Genomic DNA, 18,810 nt, shown 5'->3' on the forward strand with positions numbered 1-18,810 from the left:
CTCACTTTTTAGTCCAACTCTTCTTCATAATCGAAATCAGTATCAACTTGATCATCAAAAAGCCTAATGGTTTCTTCACGTGGATAAATTCCATTCTCACGTGCTTCAGTTTCTGATTTAATATCAATTTTCCAGCCTGTTAGTTTTGCTGCTAGGCGGGCATTTTGTCCTCGTTTCCCGATTGCTAATGAAAGCTGATAATCAGGAACTACAACTGTTGTTGCTTTTTCATTCTCGTTAACCATAACATCTAATACTTTTGAGGGACTAAGTGAGTTTGCCACAAACACTACTGGGTCCGCTGACCACTTAACAATATCGATTTTTTCACCCTTTAATTCATTAACAACCGCTTGAACCCTCGCACCCTTAGGTCCAACACAAGACCCAACTGGATCTACCTCATTATTATCCGAGTGGACAGAAATCTTCGAGCGATCCCCTGCCTCACGGGCAACTGACTTAATTTCAACGGTTCCATCATAAATTTCAGGAACTTCAATTTCAAACAAACGTTTTAAGAGACCAGGATGTGTTCGAGATACGAATATTTGCGGCCCCTTGGTGGTCTTTTCAACTTTTGTAATAAATACTTTAATTCGATCATGAGGCTTATAACGTTCATTTGGCATTTGCTCGTTTACAGGTAATAATGCCTCGATTTTCCCGAGACTTACATAAATAAATTTAGAATCGAGTCTTTGAACAATACCAGTCATAATATCTTCTTCACGGTCAATAAATTCCGAATAAATAATTCCGCGTTCTGCTTCTCTTACACGTTGAGTAACCACTTGCTTGGCAGTTTGAGCTGCAATCCGCCCAAAGTCCTTGGGTGTAACTTCCATTTCAACAATATCTTCAACTTGGTAATTCGGTGTGATTTGTCTCGCATCCTCTAAGGAAATTTCGAGACGAGGGTCAAATACTTGATCGACCACTTCTTTTCTAGCAAAAACGCGCATTGATCCTGTCTGTAAATTTAAATCAATCCGAACATTCTGGGCTTGATTAAAATTTCGGCGATATGCCGAAACAAGAGCTGCTTCGATCGCTTCAATTAAAACATCTCTGGAAATACCTTTTTCTCTTTCCAGTATTGTAAGAGCATCTAATAATTCGCTGCTCATCTTTTTGTATCCCCCTATCCTTCATCTATAATTTCATTACGAAAAAGTAACAGCTAATCGCGCGTTGGCTACTTTTTCATAGGGAATTTCAATTGTCTTCTTCCGGGTTTTAAGCTTCATTTCGATTTTTAAATGTTGACCATCAAATTCTAATAATGTCCCTTCGAAGCTTTTCTCCCCATCAATCGGTTCATAAGTTTTGATAAAGACACTTTTACCTATTGCCTTTTGGAAATCTTTATCTTTTTTCAATGGACGCTCTGCTCCAGGTGAAGAAACTTCAAGAAAATAGTTATGGGGAATCGGATCAAGCTCATCGAGTTTTTCGCTGAGTTTTTCGCTAACGAGTCCGCAATCCTCAATATCAACACCGTTGTCTTTATCGATATATACGCGAAGAAACCAGCTTTTTCCTTCCTTCACATACTCAATTTCCACTAATTCCAAACCAAGCTCTTGAAAAATAGGCGTAGCCAGCTCTTCTACAACTTCCGTTACCTTGCTCATGCCTTTACCTCCTTTTCCGAAAATTTCACCCATATTGTATGTAGTTCACGGAGAGTTTTATCAAGTTACTAAGAAAAAAGATTTATACAAAAACGAAAGAGCGGGTTTCCCCACTCTTGATCACGAGAGTATTTCTTAGTATTTCCAATAAAACTATACCATAACCAACATTTTAATGCAAATAGCGCCCAAAAGCGGAAGCGCCTTGATCAGGGGCGACCAGCATAAGACAAGCGCTGACAGAAGGCGCTTTTTGCCTTCCGAAGAGATTGGCTTATGACTCGAGCCCCTAGGCGCTGGAGCTAGATGATAATCCAAGTTAAAACAGAGAAAGCTGGTTTTGCTCTGGAAGGGATGATAGGCACCCTTGCTTGTCTAAATATTCAAGGATAGTCTTAGATACCTTTCCTCGTTGCTGTAAATCTTCTTTGGATAAAAATTCTCCTGATTCCCTTGCCTTGACAATATTATAGGCCGCATTCGTTCCTAAGCCTGGAATCGAATTAAACGGCGGTATTAAGGTATTGCCTTCAATGATGAATTCGGATGATGAAGATTTATATAAATCGTAGTTCTGGAAAACAAAGCCCCTTTCAGTCATTTCAAGTGCTAGTTCCAAAACCGTTAATAAGTTTTTTTCTTTGTTAGATGCTTCTAGGCCTTTTGCATTTATTTCTTCTATTTTTGCACGTATCGATTCTGAACCGCGCGACATTGCTTCAATGTCAAAGTCTTCCGCGCGGACAGTAAAATAAGCGGCGTAATAAAGGAGCGGCAGATGTACCTTGAAATATGCAATTCTAACTGCCATAAGTACATATGCAGCAGCATGGGCCTTTGGGAACATGTATTTAATCTTCTTACAAGAGTCGATATACCATTCTGGAACTTCGTTTTTCCGCATCTCTGCTTCCATTTCTTCACTTAAGCCTTTACCCTTACGAACTGATTCCATAATTTTAAAAGCAAAGGATGGGTCCAGTCCCTGATAAATAAGGTAAACCATGATATCATCACGACAGCCAATAACTTCACTAAGATTACATGTTTTATTATGGATTAATTCTTGGGCATTCCCAAGCCATACATCGGTACCATGTGATAACCCCGATATTTGAACAAGTTCAGAGAACGTTGTTGGTTTCGTATCCTCAAGCATTTGCCGAACGAATCGAGTTCCAAACTCTGGAATACCAAGTGTTCCAGTTTTACACATGATCTGCTTTTCTGTTACGCCTAATGACTCGGTCCCGCTAAAGATTTTCATGACTTCAGGATCATCTGTAGGGATTGTTTTCGGATCCATTCCGCTCAGGTCCTGAAGCATCCTAATCACGGTCGGGTCATCATGTCCGAGGATATCTAGCTTCAAGACATTATCATGGATGGAATGGAAATCGAAATGTGTTGTTTTCCATTCTGAATTTCTATCATCTGCCGGGAATTGAATCGGTGAAAAATCATAAACATCCATGTAATCAGGTATAACAATAATACCACCTGGATGTTGACCCGTTGTTCTTTTAACACCCGTACAGCCTGAAGCAAGGCGTTCTACTTCGGCACCACGCAGTTGTAGATTGTTATCCTGTTGATATGCTTTAACATATCCAAAAGCGGTCTTGTCTGCGACTGTACCAATCGTCCCAGCGCGGAATACATTATCCTCACCAAACAGGACCTTTGTATAATTATGGGCCCTCGGCTGGTATTCACCAGAAAAGTTTAAATCGATATCGGGAACTTTGTCCCCTTTGAAACCAAGGAACGTTTCAAACGGAATATCGTGTCCGTCCTTATGGTATTTCCCGCCACATTGCGGGCAATCCTTATCAGGTAAATCAAAACCTGAACCGACAGAACCATCATTAAAAAACTCTGAATGTTTACAGGTTGGGCACACATAATGCGGTGGTAGTGGATTTACCTCGGTAATTTCTGTCATTGTTGCTACAAGTGATGAACCAACAGACCCCCTTGAGCCTACAAGGTAACCATCATCCAAGGACTTTTTAACAAGCTTATGAGAAATTAAATAAATAACAGCAAATCCATGCCCAATAATACTTTTCAATTCCTTTTCTAACCTGGCTTCCACAATTTCCGGCAAGGTGTCACCGTAAATTCTCCGCGCCATTGAATAACTCATTTCACGCATTTCTTCATCGGCGCCTTCAATTTTCGGTGTATACAAATCGTCTTTAATTGGTTTAATGACTTCAATCATATCCGCAATTTTATTCGTGTTAGTTACAACAATTTCTTTTGCTTTCTCTTTTCCTAAAAATGAAAAAGCATCAAGCATTTCATTGGTTGTCCTAAAGTGAACATCGGGAAGTTCATGGCGATTTAGCGGGTTAGCTCCTCCCTGGGAATTAATTAATATTTTTCGATAAATTTTATCATTTTCATTAAGATAATGGACATTTCCAGTTGCAACAACTGGCAATCCTAATTTATCACCAAGCGTAATGATTTTCGCAATAATATCCTCCATTGCTTTTTCATCGCTCACCAATTCCATTTCAATCAACGGTGCATTTACTTCTTTCGGCATGACTTCAAGATAATCATAAAAACGGGCAGCACCTTCCACTTCCTCTGGGGATTTTTGCATCATCCCTTCAAATACCTCACCTTTATTACAACCGGAGCCAACTAAAATCCCTTCCCTGTATTTTTGCAAAACAGATCTTGGTAATCTAGGAACTCGATAAAAATATTCAAGGTGTGATATAGATACGAGTTTAAAAAGGTTTTTTAATCCCGCTTGTGTTTGGGCTAAAAGTGTACAGTGATAGGGACGTGCCCGTTGGTAGGCATTTCCTTTCCCCATATTATCATTAAACTGGTCATGGTATTCAATTCCTTTTTCGAGGGAATCCTTTAACATTTTCAAAAGTAGATAACCGGTTGCCTCTGCATCATAAATGGCGCGGTGATGTTGGGTTAATTCAATATCAAACTTCTTAGTTAGTGTATTTAAACGATGGTTTTTCATCTCTGGATAGAGAAATCTTCCAAGTTCAAGTGTATCAATAACAGGATTCCTAGCCTTTTCAAAGCCTATTTTTCTATATCCGACATTGAGGAAACCCATATCAAAGGAAGCATTATGGGCTACAAGAACAGCATCACCAGCCCAATCACTAAAATTCCGTAGAACTTCCTCAATTTCTGGAGCGGTTTGGACCATATCATCGGTAATTCCAGTGAGGTTGATTGTTGTTGCCGATAAACGGTGATGAGGATTGGCAAAGGATTCGAAGCGGTCAATGATTTCCCCGTCATGTATTTTCACAGCAGCAAGCTCAATAATTGTATTGTACACCGCTGATAGTCCCGTAGTTTCAACGTCAAATACAACATAGGTATCCTCAGCTAGTTGACGATGTGCGTCATTATAGGCAATTGGCACCCCATCATCCACTAAATTTACTTCAACCCCATAGAGAATTTTAATATCATTTTTCTTCCCAGCACCATACGCTTCAGGAAATGATTGTGCAACCGCGTGATCGGTTACTGCAATTGCTTTATGTCCCCATTTTTTTGCCTGTGCAATCAGTGTGCTAACAGGTGTGACTGCATCCATTTGACTCATCGGTGTATGAAGATGGAGTTCTACACGTTTCTGATCTTCGGGTGCAGTATCCTTTCGGCCAACAGGCTTAATTTCATTAATATCATTTCCAATCATCACGAGGTCACGAACAAAGGTATCATTCTGAATGCTGCCTCGAACTTTTACCCACATTCCTTTTTTGACAAGCTGGAACAGGGCTGCATCCTCTTTATCGCGTGAAAACATTTTTACCATAATAGAGCTTGTGTAATCAGTTATTTTGAAGGTCAGCAGGGAACGGCCGCTCCTGAGTTCACGTATTTCCGCATCAAAGATAAACCCTTCTACAGCTATTCGTCTTTCTTCATCAACAATATCAATCAGACTTCGGAAGTCATTATTATCCTTAATGGTAAGACCAATAGTAAGCGGTCCAGATGGAAGATCACCAGATGCCTGATCCTTTTCAGCTTCTTTTCTCTGCAATTCAACCATTGCTTGAAGTCCGCGTTCTTGATCTTCCTTTTGCTTTGCAAGAAGAAATTGTTGATATTCTTCATTTTTCTCGTTACTTTTTATTACTGTCTCAATCGATAAATTGGGAAATCCAAATGATTGATAGATTTTAGCGATCGTCTCGCCATATTTCCGCTTTAGTGCTTGTCCCTCAGTATCATTACGAACTGAAATTGTAAGCTTATTACCGTTCACTTCGGGAAGTTGTTCATGTAATAGTTTTAAAAGCGGCGGAGCAATTCCATCAATTTGCTGAATGCTATAACTCCAATAATCTCGTAATAATTCCGGTGAAATAATTTGATTTGTTACATTTATATGGAAGGAAATCGTTGCAATGTTTGAAAATGTCCGTTCAAGCTGTGACGTAAACATTACATAAACATTATAGGGAAGTATATTTTCGAATAAAAATTGAAAATGCCACTTTCTAGCTTTTTTTTCAACTAATAACCTTTCAATTTGCGCATTGTTGAAATGCACTACAACAGCATCCTCGATCAATTGCAGCTGCTGGAGCAAGAGTTGGAATCGCTCTTTTTTGCCTAGGGCATGTTCGCTCATCGTTCTCTCTCCCATCTATTAAATATCGCTTTTTTTATCTCGTCAAAAAGTAATTATATCATATGACTCAAAATGATTCGGCTTTATTCGACAGAAAAATTTCTCCATTTTAGTTAATTAGTTTTCTTTAAAAATAGAATAGGGACCGTATTTAACGGCCCCCAAAATAAATTAAAGATTACATACTACAAGAAAAACCTTTGAATGTCATTCCAAGTTACAACAAGCATGAGCAGCATTAAGAGGGCGAATCCTATAAAATGAACCATACCTTCCTTTTGACGGTCTATCGGCTTGCCTCTAACAGCTTCGACAGCAAAAAACATTAATCTTCCACCGTCAAGAGCGGGAATAGGTAATAAGTTCATAATACCTAAGTTAATGCTTAAAATCCCTGCCCATTTCATTAAATAATAAATACCCGATTTAGCTACAGAATCTGTTGCTTGGTAAATACCAACAGGACCAGAAAGTGCATCAATTGAAAATTGGCCAGTGACTAATTTACCAACCATTACAAAAATCTGTTTCGTCCAAAAATAGGTTTCTGTGAAACCTGCCTTAATTGCTTGAATAGGAGACTTTTCAACAGGACTATAAACACCAATAAGCCCAATTTTCTTTCCTTCAACCGTTTTTTCAATTGGGGTTACCGTGATATCTAAATCCTTTTTGTCACGGCGAATAGAAAATTCGAGCTTTTCATTTGGATTTTTCCGAATGACCTCCACTACATCAGACCAACTCGAAATTTCTGAACCATTAATCGTCTGGATGAGATCACCTTTTTTAAGACCAGCAGCCATCGCTGCCCCATCAGGAGTTATTTCACCTAGCTTAGGTTCATTCGTAGGTACCCCCTGTATAAAAGCAATAATAATAAATAAAATGAATGCAAGTACAAAATTCATCATCGGACCAGCAAAAATAGCCATCGTTCTTTGTCCTAATGTTTTTGATCCGAATTGACGGTCAATTGGAGCAATCTGTGACTCGATTCCATTTTCCACGATGACTGCTTTTGGGTCAATGATAAAGGTTTTTAATACTTCATCTTCATCTTCAGGAAATCCTTTAATAACTAAATCCTTTTCGATATCAGCATATTCCACTTCAACGATCCGACAATTAGGAAACTTCTCTTTATTATTTAAGATGATTTTATTTACTTTTTCATCCTTATCAAACAACAAGCCAATACGATAACCAGGCTTTATTTCAATCATTTCCGGGTCTTCTCCAGCCATGCGCACAAATCCACCAATCGGAAGTAACCGAATGGTATAGGTTGTCTCCGCTCTTTTATGGGAAAATACTTTTGGGCCAAAACCAATTGCAAATTCACGGCATAAAATACCAGCCCTTTTTGCGAAAATCAAATGACCTAATTCATGAAAGAATACGAGTGCGCCAAAAATCACTATAAAGGCAATAACTGTAGTCAAAATAAAACCACCTTTTTTTTCAGGATAAGAGAGATTCTTTTACTTGCGCTTCCGTTTTTCTTACAGGAGTGAATGAACATATTCTCTTGTTTCTTTGTCTATCTCTTGGATTGAAGTTAGGCTAGGGTGTTCCGTGATTTGGTGGGCGGTTAGGGCTTTCTCAATCAAATCTTCAATCTGCAAGAACCGAATTTTCCCTTCTAGAAAAGCTGCCACGGCCACTTCATTCGCTGCATTCAATACCGTTGGCATCGATCCACCTTTTTTCCCAGCCTCATAAGCAAAACCAAGACAGCGGAATCTCGCGGCATCCATTTCCTCGAAATGCAATTTCCCAATCCTTGCCAGATCCAAACGTTTTGATGAAGGCAATGGCAAACGATCAGGATAGGTGAGTGCATATTGAATCGGCACTCTCATATCTGGTGTTCCAAGCTGAGCAATGATACTGCTATCGTGAAACTCAATCATTGAATGGATGATGCTTTCTTTATGAAGCAGTACATCAATTTTTTCATATGGCATATTGAAAAGCCAATGAGCTTCAATTACTTCTAAACCTTTGTTCATCATTGATGCCGAATCAATTGTGATTTTTGCCCCCATCGACCAATTTGGATGGTTTAGTGCTTGCTCCACGGTAACATTTTTCAATTCTTGCCTAGAGAGGTCACGAAAGCTCCCGCCGGAAGCAGTTAGAATTAATCTTTCAATGTTTTTCTCCTTTTCCCCCTGCAAGGCTTGAAAAATGGCAGAATGTTCACTATCGACCGGAAGGAGTGGTACATTATTTCTTTTAGCCGCATCCATAACTAAATGACCTGCAGTAACCAGTGTTTCTTTATTGGCAATAGCGATTATCTTCCCACATTCAATCGCTTGTAAAGTCGGGTTTAACCCCACACTTCCAAGAACTGCGTTAACAAGAATATCGGCTTTTTCATAAACTGCTGTCTCGATTAGTCCTTCCTGACCAAAAGTGAATTTAATATTAGGAAATTCTGCTTTTAATGTATTACAGTCATGATAGTCTTGTACAGAAACAAGCTCAGGCTGAAATTCAACAATCATTTTTCGAGCCAACTCGATATTTTTACCCACAGAAAAGGCTGCTAATGTAAATTCAGATGGATGCTCACGGATAATATCTAAGGTTTGGGTTCCTATCGATCCGGTTGCACCCAATAAGCTAATGGTTTTCAATAAAAAGTCAACTCCTAAATGTGAAGCGCACGCGCTCTATAACCAAAGGTGAAAAAAATGTAACAAGGGCCAAACAAATAATAGGCTGTCAAATCGATCAAGAATTCCACCATGACCTGGCAAGATTGTACCAGAATCTTTGACATTAAAATGACGCTTAAAGGCTGATTCAACTAAGTCACCAATTTGTCCAAAAACGGAAAGGACGATTGTAATTCCCATTAAAGTTAAAAGACCGACGTTAATGTTTGAGAGGAGTACAAATATGACAGCCACAACAACTGCACAGGCGATTCCGCCAATCGACCCTTCAACTGTCTTATTCGGGCTAATTTCGGGCCATAGCTTTGTTTTACCAAGAGCTTTTCCAATAAAATAAGCACCTGAATCAGTAGCCCAAATCATAAATAAAGAATACAAAATATAGACAAGTCCCCCATCCTGCCTCGTTTCAAAGAAAAAGTAAAAGCCAATACCTACATAAATGGCTGATAGGATAGAAAAAGAAACGTCTTCAAATGTAAATTGATTTTTGGTAATAACGGTGTAAGTTAATAACAAAAGAATTAATGCAATACATATCTCTATTTTTGAATAATAAAAGGAATCGAATATGGGATAATATTTTTCAGGAAAGAGCAACACCCACAGAAATAAAAGTGCTAACACACCATTAACCGAAAAAATAGTAAGTTTTTTCATTTTTAATAACTCATACAATCCGATTGTCGCTAAAAAGTAGGTTAATATTACAAGTGGAAATCCACCATAATAGACAATTGGTAAAAATAGTGCAGCTGCAATGACTCCTGTTATGATTCTTTGCTTCATCTAATATTTCAACACCTTTGTTGTTCTATATGCCACCAAACCGACGCTGCCGATTCTGGAACGTTTCAATTGCTTCAAGTAAATGTTCTTCATTAAAGTCTGGCCATAAGACATCTGTAAACCAAAACTCTGAGTAAGCCAACTGCCAAAGCATAAAGTTACTCAAGCGGATTTCACCACTAGTACGGATTAAAAGATCTGGGTCTGTAAAATTAGCAGTCATTAAGTAGGAAGAAAAGACCTTTTCGTCTAACTCCGTCTCGTTTAGTTTACCACTTTTGCTGTCATTTAAGACTTGCTTCACAGCATCAAGAATCTCAGCCCTGCTCCCGTAATTTAATGCAAAGTTTAATACTAATCCATCATTATTTTTTGTTTCTTCTATAGCTTTTTCTATTGCACGCAGTGTATGTACTGGAAGTTGATTTTTATAGCCCATCATTTTCACTTGAACATTTTCCTCAATTAAATCCGGCAAAAATGTTCCTAAAAATTCATCAGGCAAACTCATAATATATTCGACTTCATTTTTTGGCCTTTTCCAATTCTCAGTTGAAAAAGCATACAATGTTAAGGTTTTAACGCCAAGCTCATTTGCTAATTTCGTTGTTTTCCGAACAACCTTCATGCCCTCATGGTGACCAGCAATACGTGGTAATGCCCGTTTCTTAGCCCAACGTCCGTTGCCATCCATAATAATTGCCACATGCTCAGGAACAGGCGATTTTTTTATTTCCTCTATTTTATTTCGGAGTGTGGAAGTGTTATTTCGGTTCTTCCCAAGCCTTAATTTATTAAACATAACATTGCTCCTCCAATTAGTTAATCATTTCCTCCGAAAATTAAATCATATATCAATTCCATTGAAGCATGTGTGTTGTTATGTAATGGACATTTCGGGGTAGCATGTTTTTATCATACCAAAAAAGCAAAAAGATATCTCTAATATTTAACTTATGTAAAAAAACAGAGATTAAGAATAATGTTCAGACAACTTTCAGGGAACAATCAAATATCCCCAAAATACATAATAAAATAGTGAAAAACCCCCTAAACAGAGGGTTCTTATTTATTAATTAAACTTCCAAAATTTCCTTTTCTTTGTCTTTTGTAATTTGATCAACTTTACTAATAAATTCGTCGGTAAGTTTTTGGATATCCTCCGAATGACCGCGAAGACTATCCTCAGTAATTTCACCATTCTTCTCTAGCTTCTTTAATTCGTCATTACCATCTCGACGGATATTACGGATAGCTACCTTCGCTTCTTCTGATTCCTTTTTGACCAATTTTACTAACTCCTTGCGGCGCTCCTCAGTCAATTGTGGAATAGCAAGGCGGATTACCATACCGTCGTTGGTAGGATTTAATCCTAAATCAGATTTAAGAATTGCTTTTTCAATATCCCCAAGGGTGGATTTATCATATGGTTGAATAACAATAAGCCTAGCTTCAGGTGTTGAAATTCCAGCCATTTGGTTTACAGGTGTTGGTGCACCATAATAATCAATTGTAATTCTGTCCAATAACGAAGCGCTTGCTCTCCCCGCACGGATGCTGGCAAGCTCACGCGAATATGACTGAATCGCTTTTGTCATACGATCTTTAATGGTAGAGATGACTTGTTTTGGCATTAATGTTTCCCCCTAACAATTGTTCCTATTTTTTCCCCCATAACGGCTCGTTTAATATTCCCCTGCTCCATAATCGAGAAAACAATCAATGGGATATCATTGTCCATGCATAAGGAGGAGGCAGTAGAGTCCATAACTGCTAATCCTTCTTTAAGAACATCTAAGAAAGACAAATCTTCATATTTAGTAGCATTTGCATCTAATCGAGGGTCTGCAGAATACACTCCATCGACATTATTCTTTGCCATTAAGATTACTTCAGCATCGATTTCCGCTGCTCGGAGTGCAGCGGTTGTATCCGTTGAGAAATATGGATTTCCTGTACCCGCCGCAAAAATGACTACCCGTTTTTTTTCTAAATGCCTAATTGCACGGCGTCGAATATAAGGCTCAGCCACCTGGCGCATTTCAATAGAGGTTTGCACCCGTGATTCAATTCCTAAGTGCTCCAAACTATCTTGCAGTGCTAAAGAATTCATAACCGTTGCAAGCATCCCCATATAATCTGCAGTTGCCCGGTCCATACCCATTTCACTGCCAATTTTTCCGCGCCAAATGTTACCGCCACCGACAACGACAGCAACTTCTACACCAAGCTCTGCTATTTCTTTAACTTGAATGGCAATCGATTTGATCACAGAAGGTTTAATTCCAAAGCTCGATTCACCTGCAAGTGCTTCTCCGCTCAACTTTAATACTACGCGTTTGTACTTAGGACCGCTCATATAAACCTCCATTATGTAATTAATTCTTTTTAAAAAAGGGAACACACCGTGTCCCCTATTTAAAAACCTATTTCATTAACATTCCCTTAAAACTATTTTGTTTTTATGCTAGAGAATAGTTTTTGATTATTTTTTAATTTGATTCATAACTTCTTCAGCAAAGTTATCTTCACGTTTTTCGATACCTTCTCCGACTTCGTAACGGACGAACTCACGGACTGTAGCACCCTTAGATTCAACAAACTGACGTACTTTTTGATCAGGGTTTTTAACGAAAGTTTGATCAAGTACACAAACATCTTCAAAATATTTTCCAAGACGGCCTTCAACCATTTTTTCAACGATTTTTGCAGGCTTGCCTTCGTTAAGTGCTTGTTGTGTTAATACTTGACGCTCATGCTCAACTTCTTCTTGAGAAACTTCGTCACGAGAAACATATTTTGGTTTTAGTGCAGCAATATGCATTGAAACATCCTTCGCAGCATCCGCATCTGTTGTGCCTTCAAGTACTGATAGGACAGAAATGCGGCCACCCATATGAATATATGCTCCAAATGCATCATTGTCTGTTTTTGATGTAACAGAAAAGCGGCGAAGTGTTAATTTTTCACCAATCTTAGCAATAGAAGCATTGATATGATCTGCAACAGTTGCACCATTTTCCATCGTTTGAGCAGATGCTTCTTCAACAGTTGCAGGCTTGTTCTTTAGAAGATGTGCAGCTAGATCTTTTACAAGAGCTTGGAACGCTTCATTTTTCGCAACAAAGTCAGTTTCAGAGTTTACTTCTAGAATAACTGCATCGTTACCTTCAGTTACAACATAAGTTAAACCTTCTGCAGCAATACGGTCACCCTTCTTAGCAGCAGATGCAATCCCTTTTTCACGTAAGAAATCAATTGCTTTGTCCATATCTCCATCAGTTTCAGTTAGTGCTTTTTTACAATCCAACATACCTGCACCAGTTTTTTCACGTAGTTCTTTAACCATTTGAGCAGTAATTGCCATAATGTAAATTCCTCCTTTATTTTACTATGTATCCATATCTTAGCCAATGACAGCTATTCTAAAACTTTCCAATAAAAACCTTCTTTAAAAAAAGGTGATAAAGGGTCTCCCTCTTATCACCTTTTGATTTAATTAAGCCTGAACTTGTACTTCTTCACCTTGTTTAGCTTCAAGGATAGCATCTGCCATTTTACCTGTTAAAAGCTTAACCGCACGAATCGCATCGTCATTCGCAGGAATAACTACATCGATTTCGTCTGGATCACAGTTTGTATCAACAATACCTACGATAGGAATGTTCAATTTCTTAGCTTCTGCAACCGCGATACGCTCTTTACGAGGGTCAATAATGAAAAGTGCATCTGGAAGTTGTTTCATATCTTTGATGCCGCCTAAGAATTTCTCTAGACGCTCTTGTTGTTTCTTTAATTGAACAACCTCTTTTTTAGGTAATACTTCAAAAGTTCCGTCTTCAGACATTCTTTCGATATCTTTTAAGCGGCCAATACGCTTTTGAATTGTTTCAAAGTTTGTTAAAGTACCACCTAACCAACGTTGGTTAACATAGTACATACCAGAACGGCCCGCTTCTTCTTTAACAGAATCTTGAGCTTGTTTTTTTGTACCAACAAAAAGAACTGTTCCGCCGTTACCAGCAAGTTCCTTTACCCAGTTATAAGCTTCTTCAACTTTTTTAACTGTTTTTTGAAGGTCAATGATATAGATACCGTTACGCTCTGTGAAGATATATTTCTTCATTTTAGGGTTCCAACGGCGAGTTTGGTGTCCGAAGTGTACACCAGCTTCAAGCAATTGCTTCATAGAAATGACTGACATGATTTTTCCTCCTAATGGTTTGTTTTCCTCCGCTCACCTCATCTTTAAACAGAAACTGTTATGAACAGCACCATCTGATTAAATCAATGAGCGTGTGTATTAACACCATGAAATAATATAGCATATGTAATAATAACAATCAAGCATTAGTTTAATAAAAAAACAAAATCCCCAGTTAGCTGGGGATTAGTTATGATTAATTTGATCTTAATTTATCAAGTTCCATCAGAAACTTATCATTTAAAACTTTGATATATGTTCCTTTCATCCCTAGGGAACGTGATTCAATTACCCCCGCACTTTCAAGTTTTCTTAGTGCATTAACGATAACAGAACGAGTAATACCAACACGATCAGCTATTTTCGAAGCAACCAATAAGCCTTCACGGCCATTTAATTCTTCAAAGATATGTTCAATCGCTTCAAGTTCACTATATGATAATGAACTAATAGCCATTTGAACCACTGCTTTGCTTCTAGCTTCTTCTTCAATTTCTTCAGACTTTTCTCGTAAAATCTCCATACCTACAACTGTTGCACCATATTCTGCAAGGATTAGATCATCATCGTGGAACTTTTCTTGTAATCTTGCAAGAATTAACGTGCCAAGGCGTTCCCCGCCGCCAATAATTGGAACAATCGTAGTTAAACCTTCTTTAAATAAATCTCTGTTTTCTATTGGAAAAGCAGTATATTGGCTTTCAATATCAAGATTTGATGAGGTTTCTTGAATATTAAATAAACCATTTGTATATTCCTCAGGGAATTGACGATCCTCAAACATCTTTTTCATTCTTTCATTTTCAATTTGCTGATGAATAGAGAACCCTAAAAGTTTACCACGACGGCTAACAATATACACATTTGCTTCAATCGTTTCACTTAAAGTGACCGACATTTCCTTAAAGTTAACTGGCTTTCCTGCTGCTTTTTGTAATAAAACATTAATTTTTCTCGTTTTTGTAAGTAAATCCATCTGTTTCTTCCTCCTAATAACTACAACCATTATTAAATTATTAATTAATCTTCAAATACTACATTTTAGGGTATTTAAAAAATGAACATTTCTTCATACATGGGATGATCAGACGTTCATTTTTATAAGATAAACTGACTTAAATCTTTATTTTTCGAAATAGCACCAAGTTTATCGTCGACATACTGTGGTGTAATTGTTATCTTCTCCATCGAAATTTCTGGAGCTTCAAAAGATAAGTCTTCTAAAAGCTTTTCGAGAATCGTATGAAGACGTCTTGCACCAATATTGTCTGTATTTTGATTCACCTCAAATGCAACTTCGGCAATTCTACGAATAGCATCGTCAGAAAATTCAATTTGTATACCTTCTGTTTCCAATAATGCCTGATATTGCTTAATAAGGGCATTATCTGGTTCGATTAAGATTCTGAAGAAATCTTCCACAGTTAGCTTTGTTAGTTCTACACGAATTGGGAAACGCCCTTGAAGTTCTGGAATTAAATCGGAAGGTTTCGCCATGTGAAATGCTCCAGCAGCAATAAATAATACATGGTCTGTTTTTACTGACCCATATTTGGTCACTACTGTTGAACCTTCAACTATAGGCAAAATATCTCTTTGGACCCCTTCTCTGGATACATCTGCAGAAGAGCCTCCCGAATTTTTACTAGCGATTTTATCAATTTCATCGATAAAAATAATACCAGCTTGTTCCGCACGATAAACGGCCTCAGAATTTACTTCATCCATATCAATAAGCTTAGAAGCCTCTTCACTTGTCAGCACCTTGCGAGCTTCACGGACAGTCAATTTTCGCTTTTTGCGTTTTTTTGGCATAAAGCTGCTTAGGGCATCCTGCATATTCATTCCCATTTGTTCAATCCCTGAGCCTTGCAGCATATCAAACATGGATGGAGCTTGCTCATCTACTTCAACCGTAACGATTTCTTCCTCTAGTTGACCAAGTGCTAATTTCTCTTTGACAATTTTTCGTTTTTCAGTAATCGAATAATCCTCTTGATGTGTTTCTGGTTCAGTTGATGTATTCCCGCCTCCAAATAACATTTCTAGCGGGTTTTTATAGTTACTCGTTTTTTTGGCTGATGGCACAAGCAAATCAACTAGCCTGCTGTTGGCATTCTCTTCTGCACGTTCCTTCACACTTTGCATCCGTTCCTCTTTTACTAAACGAACAGAGGTTTCAGCAAGATCTCTAACCATGGATTCTACATCTCGCCCAACATAGCCTACTTCAGTAAACTTAGTAGCTTCCACCTTAATAAAAGGGGCACCCACAATTTTGGCAATCCTTCTGGCAATTTCCGTTTTCCCAACTCCAGTCGGACCTATCATCAATATATTTTTGGGGATAATTTCATCCCTAAGTTTTTCATTTAACAATCCTCTTCTGTAGCGATTTCTTAAGGCAACAGCAACCGCTTTCTTAGCATCCTTTTGTCCAATAATATATTGATCAAGTTTTTCAACAATTTGACGAGGGGTTAAATTAGTTGTTTTTCCCATGATAATTAGTCTCCTTCCCGTTATAGCTCTTCAACAATAATGTTATGGTTCGTATAGACACATATTTCAGCTGCTATTTCTAAAGAAGCTTTTGCTATTTCCTTTGCAGATAAATAGTCTCCTGAGTATTTCTTTAGAGCACGTCCAGCAGATAATGCATAATTTCCACCTGAACCAATCGCAAGAATTCCATCGTCAGGTTCAATTACTTCTCCCGTTCCTGAAACAAGCAGTAAATATTCACGATTCATAACAATTAGCATCGCTTCAAGCTTCCTGAGCACTTTGTCACTTCGCCACTCTTTGGCAAGCTCAACAGCAGCTCTTTGAAGGTTTCCGTTAAATTCTTCTAATTTTCCCTCGAACAGTTCGAAAAGAGTAAAAGCATCTGCAACAGAACCTGCAAAACCTGCTAATACCTTTCCATTAAATATCTTTCTTACTTTTCTTGCTGTGTGCTTCATCACTACCGCATTACCAAATGTCACTTGTCCATCACCTGACATAGAATATTCACCATTATGATGAATTGCAAAAATCGTTGTCGCATGAAATTGGTTCATTAAGATGAGCCTCCCTTTGGAGTGATTTCTATTCACATTACTTCGCAGATAAGTATGTAACAGGTGAACTACCATTTACATGAAAGTTATGAAAACTGACTATGTTAACTGGAATATTTGACCTCATTACTTTATGGGTTATTTCAACCATGAAGATAAGAAATTTTACTGATGTCATGTTGATTAGGATTCAAGTGTATATTTTGAGTAATTAAAATCTATTTGTAAATACCCAATAATTAACTTTAAAAAAACATTCATATTTGTCATAATATTCATCTCGCAAGGGCTACTAAATCGTAACATACTTCGTATCCCCTTGCAATAAACTTTACAAAACTTTCACAAAGTTCTGAATTGTTTCTAACGCTCTATTTGCGTGTTCTAAATTCCTCTCCTGCTTTCCTTTAATTCTTACCGGCAGCTCTGGAAATAAACCAAAGTTAGCATTCATTGGCTGAAAATTTTTAGCGTTCGTCGTAGTAATATATCGGGCCATGCTTCCAATCGCGGTCTCTTCAGGAAATTCAAGTGGCTCCATTCCTTGTATTAAACGCGTTGCATTTATACCAGCAACTAAACCGCTAGCAGCAGATTCTACGTATCCTTCAACGCCAGTCATTTGACCAGCAAAAAATAAATCTTCACGATTACGGAATTGGTAAGTTGCTTTTAGAACCTTGGGAGAATTGATAAATGTATTCCGGTGCATCACACCATATCGAATAATTTCTGCATTTTCTAACCCCGGTATTAATTGTATAACTTCCTTTTGCGCACCCCACTTTAAATGTGTCTGAAAACCGACAATATTAAAAAGTGTGCCCGCGGCATCATCTTGACGGAGTTGTACTACGGCAAAAGGACGTTTTCCTGTTTTGGGATCCTCTAAACCAACTGGTTTTAACGGACCGAAAAGCATTGTTTTCTTTCCCCGTGACGCCATCACTTCAATTGGCATGCACCCTTCGAAAAAGACTTCCTTTTCAAATTCCTTTACTGGAACAGTTTCAGCGGATATAAGCGCTTCATAGAAACGGTTAAATTCTTCTTCAGTCATTGGACAGTTAAGATAGGCAGCTTCCCCTTTATCATAGCGGGATTTTAAATAAACTTTCTCTAGGTCTATGCTTTCCTTTTCAAGTATCGGTGCTGCAGCATCATAAAAATAAAGGTAATCCTCACCGGTTAGCCCTTTGAGTTGCTCTGAAAGGTCTGGACTTGTCAGCGGCCCCGTTGCAATGATTGTTGTTCCCTCTGGAATTTCAGTTACTTCTTCATTAATAACCGTAACATTTTCATGGTTTTTAACCAAATTTGTTACTTTGGCGGCAAATTCATGACGATCAACAGCTAACGCACCGCCTGCTGGAACAGAACAAGCATCCGCTGCAGCGATAATAACGGAATCAAGCTTTCGCATTTCTTCCTTTAACACCCCTACTGCATTTGTTAGTGTGTTGGCACGTAATGAATTACTACAAACTAATTCTGCAAATTTATCTGTATGGTGTGCAGGTGTTTGCTTCACTGGTCGCATCTCATATAAGCGAACTTTTACTCCACGCTTCGCAATCTGCCATGCGGCTTCACTTCCAGCTAATCCCGCACCGATTACGTTAATTGTGACATCTTTCATTTAGAATCCTCCTAATAGATACCATGGTTTTATGTAAATAAAAGGTAGTGCACGTACCTATCAATACTTTTCCCACTTTTAAGTCCATCTTGCATTGTACTATACGAATGAAAAAGAAAAAAGTTTTATGCAAATAACGAA

Annotated in this window: 15 protein-coding genes; all 15 read right to left on the minus strand. The window is 38.1% G+C overall.

Annotated elements, in window-relative coordinates:
- Window positions 1-8 precede the first annotated feature (8 nt).
- Window positions 9-1,130: a transcription termination factor NusA gene (gene nusA / locus QF028_RS17915; protein ID WP_215000376.1), complete on the minus strand. Its 1,122-nt coding sequence runs from the start codon at window positions 1,128-1,130 to the stop codon at window positions 9-11.
- A 36-nt stretch (window positions 1,131-1,166) separates the two neighbouring features.
- Window positions 1,167-1,637 (minus strand): ribosome maturation factor RimP, encoded by a 471-nt coding sequence (gene rimP, locus QF028_RS17920; protein WP_429467450.1) that lies wholly within the window; start codon window positions 1,635-1,637, stop codon window positions 1,167-1,169.
- 319 nt (window positions 1,638-1,956) lie between these two features.
- A complete protein-coding gene (locus QF028_RS17925) occupies window positions 1,957-6,282 on the minus strand; it encodes a PolC-type DNA polymerase III (protein ID WP_410888838.1) in 4,326 nt (1,441 codons plus the stop codon).
- A gap of 185 nt (window positions 6,283-6,467) precedes the next feature.
- The gene (gene rseP / locus QF028_RS17930; RefSeq protein ID WP_429467453.1) at window positions 6,468-7,727 is read right to left on the minus strand and encodes an RIP metalloprotease RseP; all 1,260 of its coding nucleotides are present in this window, start codon (window positions 7,725-7,727) and stop codon (window positions 6,468-6,470) included.
- A 60-nt stretch (window positions 7,728-7,787) separates the two neighbouring features.
- Window positions 7,788-8,930 carry a 1-deoxy-D-xylulose-5-phosphate reductoisomerase gene (gene dxr, locus QF028_RS17935; protein WP_429467456.1) on the minus strand — a complete coding sequence of 381 codons (1,143 nt, stop codon included), beginning with the start codon at window positions 8,928-8,930 and terminating at the stop codon, window positions 7,788-7,790.
- A 36-nt stretch (window positions 8,931-8,966) separates the two neighbouring features.
- The gene (locus QF028_RS17940; protein ID WP_215000368.1) at window positions 8,967-9,761 is read right to left on the minus strand and encodes a phosphatidate cytidylyltransferase; all 795 of its coding nucleotides are present in this window, start codon (window positions 9,759-9,761) and stop codon (window positions 8,967-8,969) included.
- Window positions 9,762-9,786: 25 nt separating this feature from the next.
- On the minus strand, window positions 9,787-10,563 hold the full coding sequence (locus QF028_RS17945; protein ID WP_429467459.1) for an isoprenyl transferase: 777 nt from the start codon (window positions 10,561-10,563) through the stop codon (window positions 9,787-9,789).
- Between the two features lie 274 nt (window positions 10,564-10,837).
- Entirely contained in the window at window positions 10,838-11,395 is a 558-nt protein-coding gene (gene frr, locus QF028_RS17950) for a ribosome recycling factor (RefSeq protein ID WP_215000366.1), read from the minus strand.
- Window positions 11,395-12,120 carry a UMP kinase gene (pyrH, locus tag QF028_RS17955; RefSeq protein ID WP_168242772.1) on the minus strand — a complete coding sequence of 242 codons (726 nt, stop codon included), beginning with the start codon at window positions 12,118-12,120 and terminating at the stop codon, window positions 11,395-11,397. The genes frr and pyrH overlap by 1 nt, the downstream gene beginning before the upstream one ends.
- Before the next feature lie 126 nt (window positions 12,121-12,246).
- Window positions 12,247-13,128: a translation elongation factor Ts gene (gene tsf, locus QF028_RS17960; protein WP_098933009.1), complete on the minus strand. Its 882-nt coding sequence runs from the start codon at window positions 13,126-13,128 to the stop codon at window positions 12,247-12,249.
- 132 nt (window positions 13,129-13,260) lie between these two features.
- Window positions 13,261-13,965, minus strand: coding sequence for a 30S ribosomal protein S2 (gene rpsB, locus QF028_RS17965; RefSeq protein WP_088086379.1), 705 nt, complete (start codon window positions 13,963-13,965; stop codon window positions 13,261-13,263).
- Window positions 13,966-14,161: 196 nt separating this feature from the next.
- Window positions 14,162-14,941: a GTP-sensing pleiotropic transcriptional regulator CodY gene (gene codY, locus QF028_RS17970; protein WP_168242771.1), complete on the minus strand. Its 780-nt coding sequence runs from the start codon at window positions 14,939-14,941 to the stop codon at window positions 14,162-14,164.
- A 122-nt stretch (window positions 14,942-15,063) separates the two neighbouring features.
- Window positions 15,064-16,467 (minus strand): HslU--HslV peptidase ATPase subunit, encoded by a 1,404-nt coding sequence (hslU, locus tag QF028_RS17975; RefSeq protein ID WP_214714564.1) that lies wholly within the window; start codon window positions 16,465-16,467, stop codon window positions 15,064-15,066.
- 20 nt (window positions 16,468-16,487) lie between these two features.
- On the minus strand, window positions 16,488-17,030 hold the full coding sequence (gene hslV, locus QF028_RS17980; RefSeq protein WP_429467466.1) for an ATP-dependent protease subunit HslV: 543 nt from the start codon (window positions 17,028-17,030) through the stop codon (window positions 16,488-16,490).
- A gap of 331 nt (window positions 17,031-17,361) precedes the next feature.
- Window positions 17,362-18,669 (minus strand): FADH(2)-oxidizing methylenetetrahydrofolate--tRNA-(uracil(54)-C(5))-methyltransferase TrmFO, encoded by a 1,308-nt coding sequence (gene trmFO, locus QF028_RS17985; RefSeq protein ID WP_215000362.1) that lies wholly within the window; start codon window positions 18,667-18,669, stop codon window positions 17,362-17,364.
- Between the last annotated feature and the right edge of the window lie 141 nt (window positions 18,670-18,810).

It is taken from the genome of Neobacillus sp. B4I6, from assembly GCF_050434045.1.
GTDB lineage: Bacteria > Bacillota > Bacilli > Bacillales > Cytobacillaceae > Neobacillus.

Bases quoted from the DNA above. Each gene is read 5' to 3' on its own strand.
- frr (WP_215000366.1), bottom strand. From the start codon at position 11,395: ATGCCAAAACAAGTCATCTCTACCATTAAAGATCGTATGACAAAAGCG.
- rimP (WP_429467450.1), bottom strand. From the start codon at position 1,637: ATGAGCAAGGTAACGGAAGTTGTAGAAGAGCTGGCTACGCCTATTTTT.
- QF028_RS17940 (WP_215000368.1), bottom strand. From the start codon at position 9,761: ATGAAGCAAAGAATCATAACAGGAGTCATTGCAGCTGCACTATTTTTA.
- codY (WP_168242771.1), bottom strand. From the start codon at position 14,941: ATGGATTTACTTACAAAAACGAGAAAAATTAATGTTTTATTACAAAAA.
- trmFO (WP_215000362.1), bottom strand. From the start codon at position 18,669: ATGAAAGATGTCACAATTAACGTAATCGGTGCGGGATTAGCTGGAAGT.
- rpsB (WP_088086379.1), bottom strand. From the start codon at position 13,965: ATGTCAGTCATTTCTATGAAGCAATTGCTTGAAGCTGGTGTACACTTC.
- pyrH (WP_168242772.1), bottom strand. From the start codon at position 12,120: ATGAGCGGTCCTAAGTACAAACGCGTAGTATTAAAGTTGAGCGGAGAA.
- QF028_RS17925 (WP_410888838.1), bottom strand. From the start codon at position 6,282: ATGAGCGAACATGCCCTAGGCAAAAAAGAGCGATTCCAACTCTTGCTC.
- tsf (WP_098933009.1), bottom strand. From the start codon at position 13,128: ATGGCAATTACTGCTCAAATGGTTAAAGAACTACGTGAAAAAACTGGT.
- hslV (WP_429467466.1), bottom strand. From the start codon at position 17,030: ATGAACCAATTTCATGCGACAACGATTTTTGCAATTCATCATAATGGT.
- nusA (WP_215000376.1), bottom strand. From the start codon at position 1,130: ATGAGCAGCGAATTATTAGATGCTCTTACAATACTGGAAAGAGAAAAA.
- hslU (WP_214714564.1), bottom strand. From the start codon at position 16,467: ATGGGAAAAACAACTAATTTAACCCCTCGTCAAATTGTTGAAAAACTT.
- QF028_RS17945 (WP_429467459.1), bottom strand. From the start codon at position 10,563: ATGTTTAATAAATTAAGGCTTGGGAAGAACCGAAATAACACTTCCACA.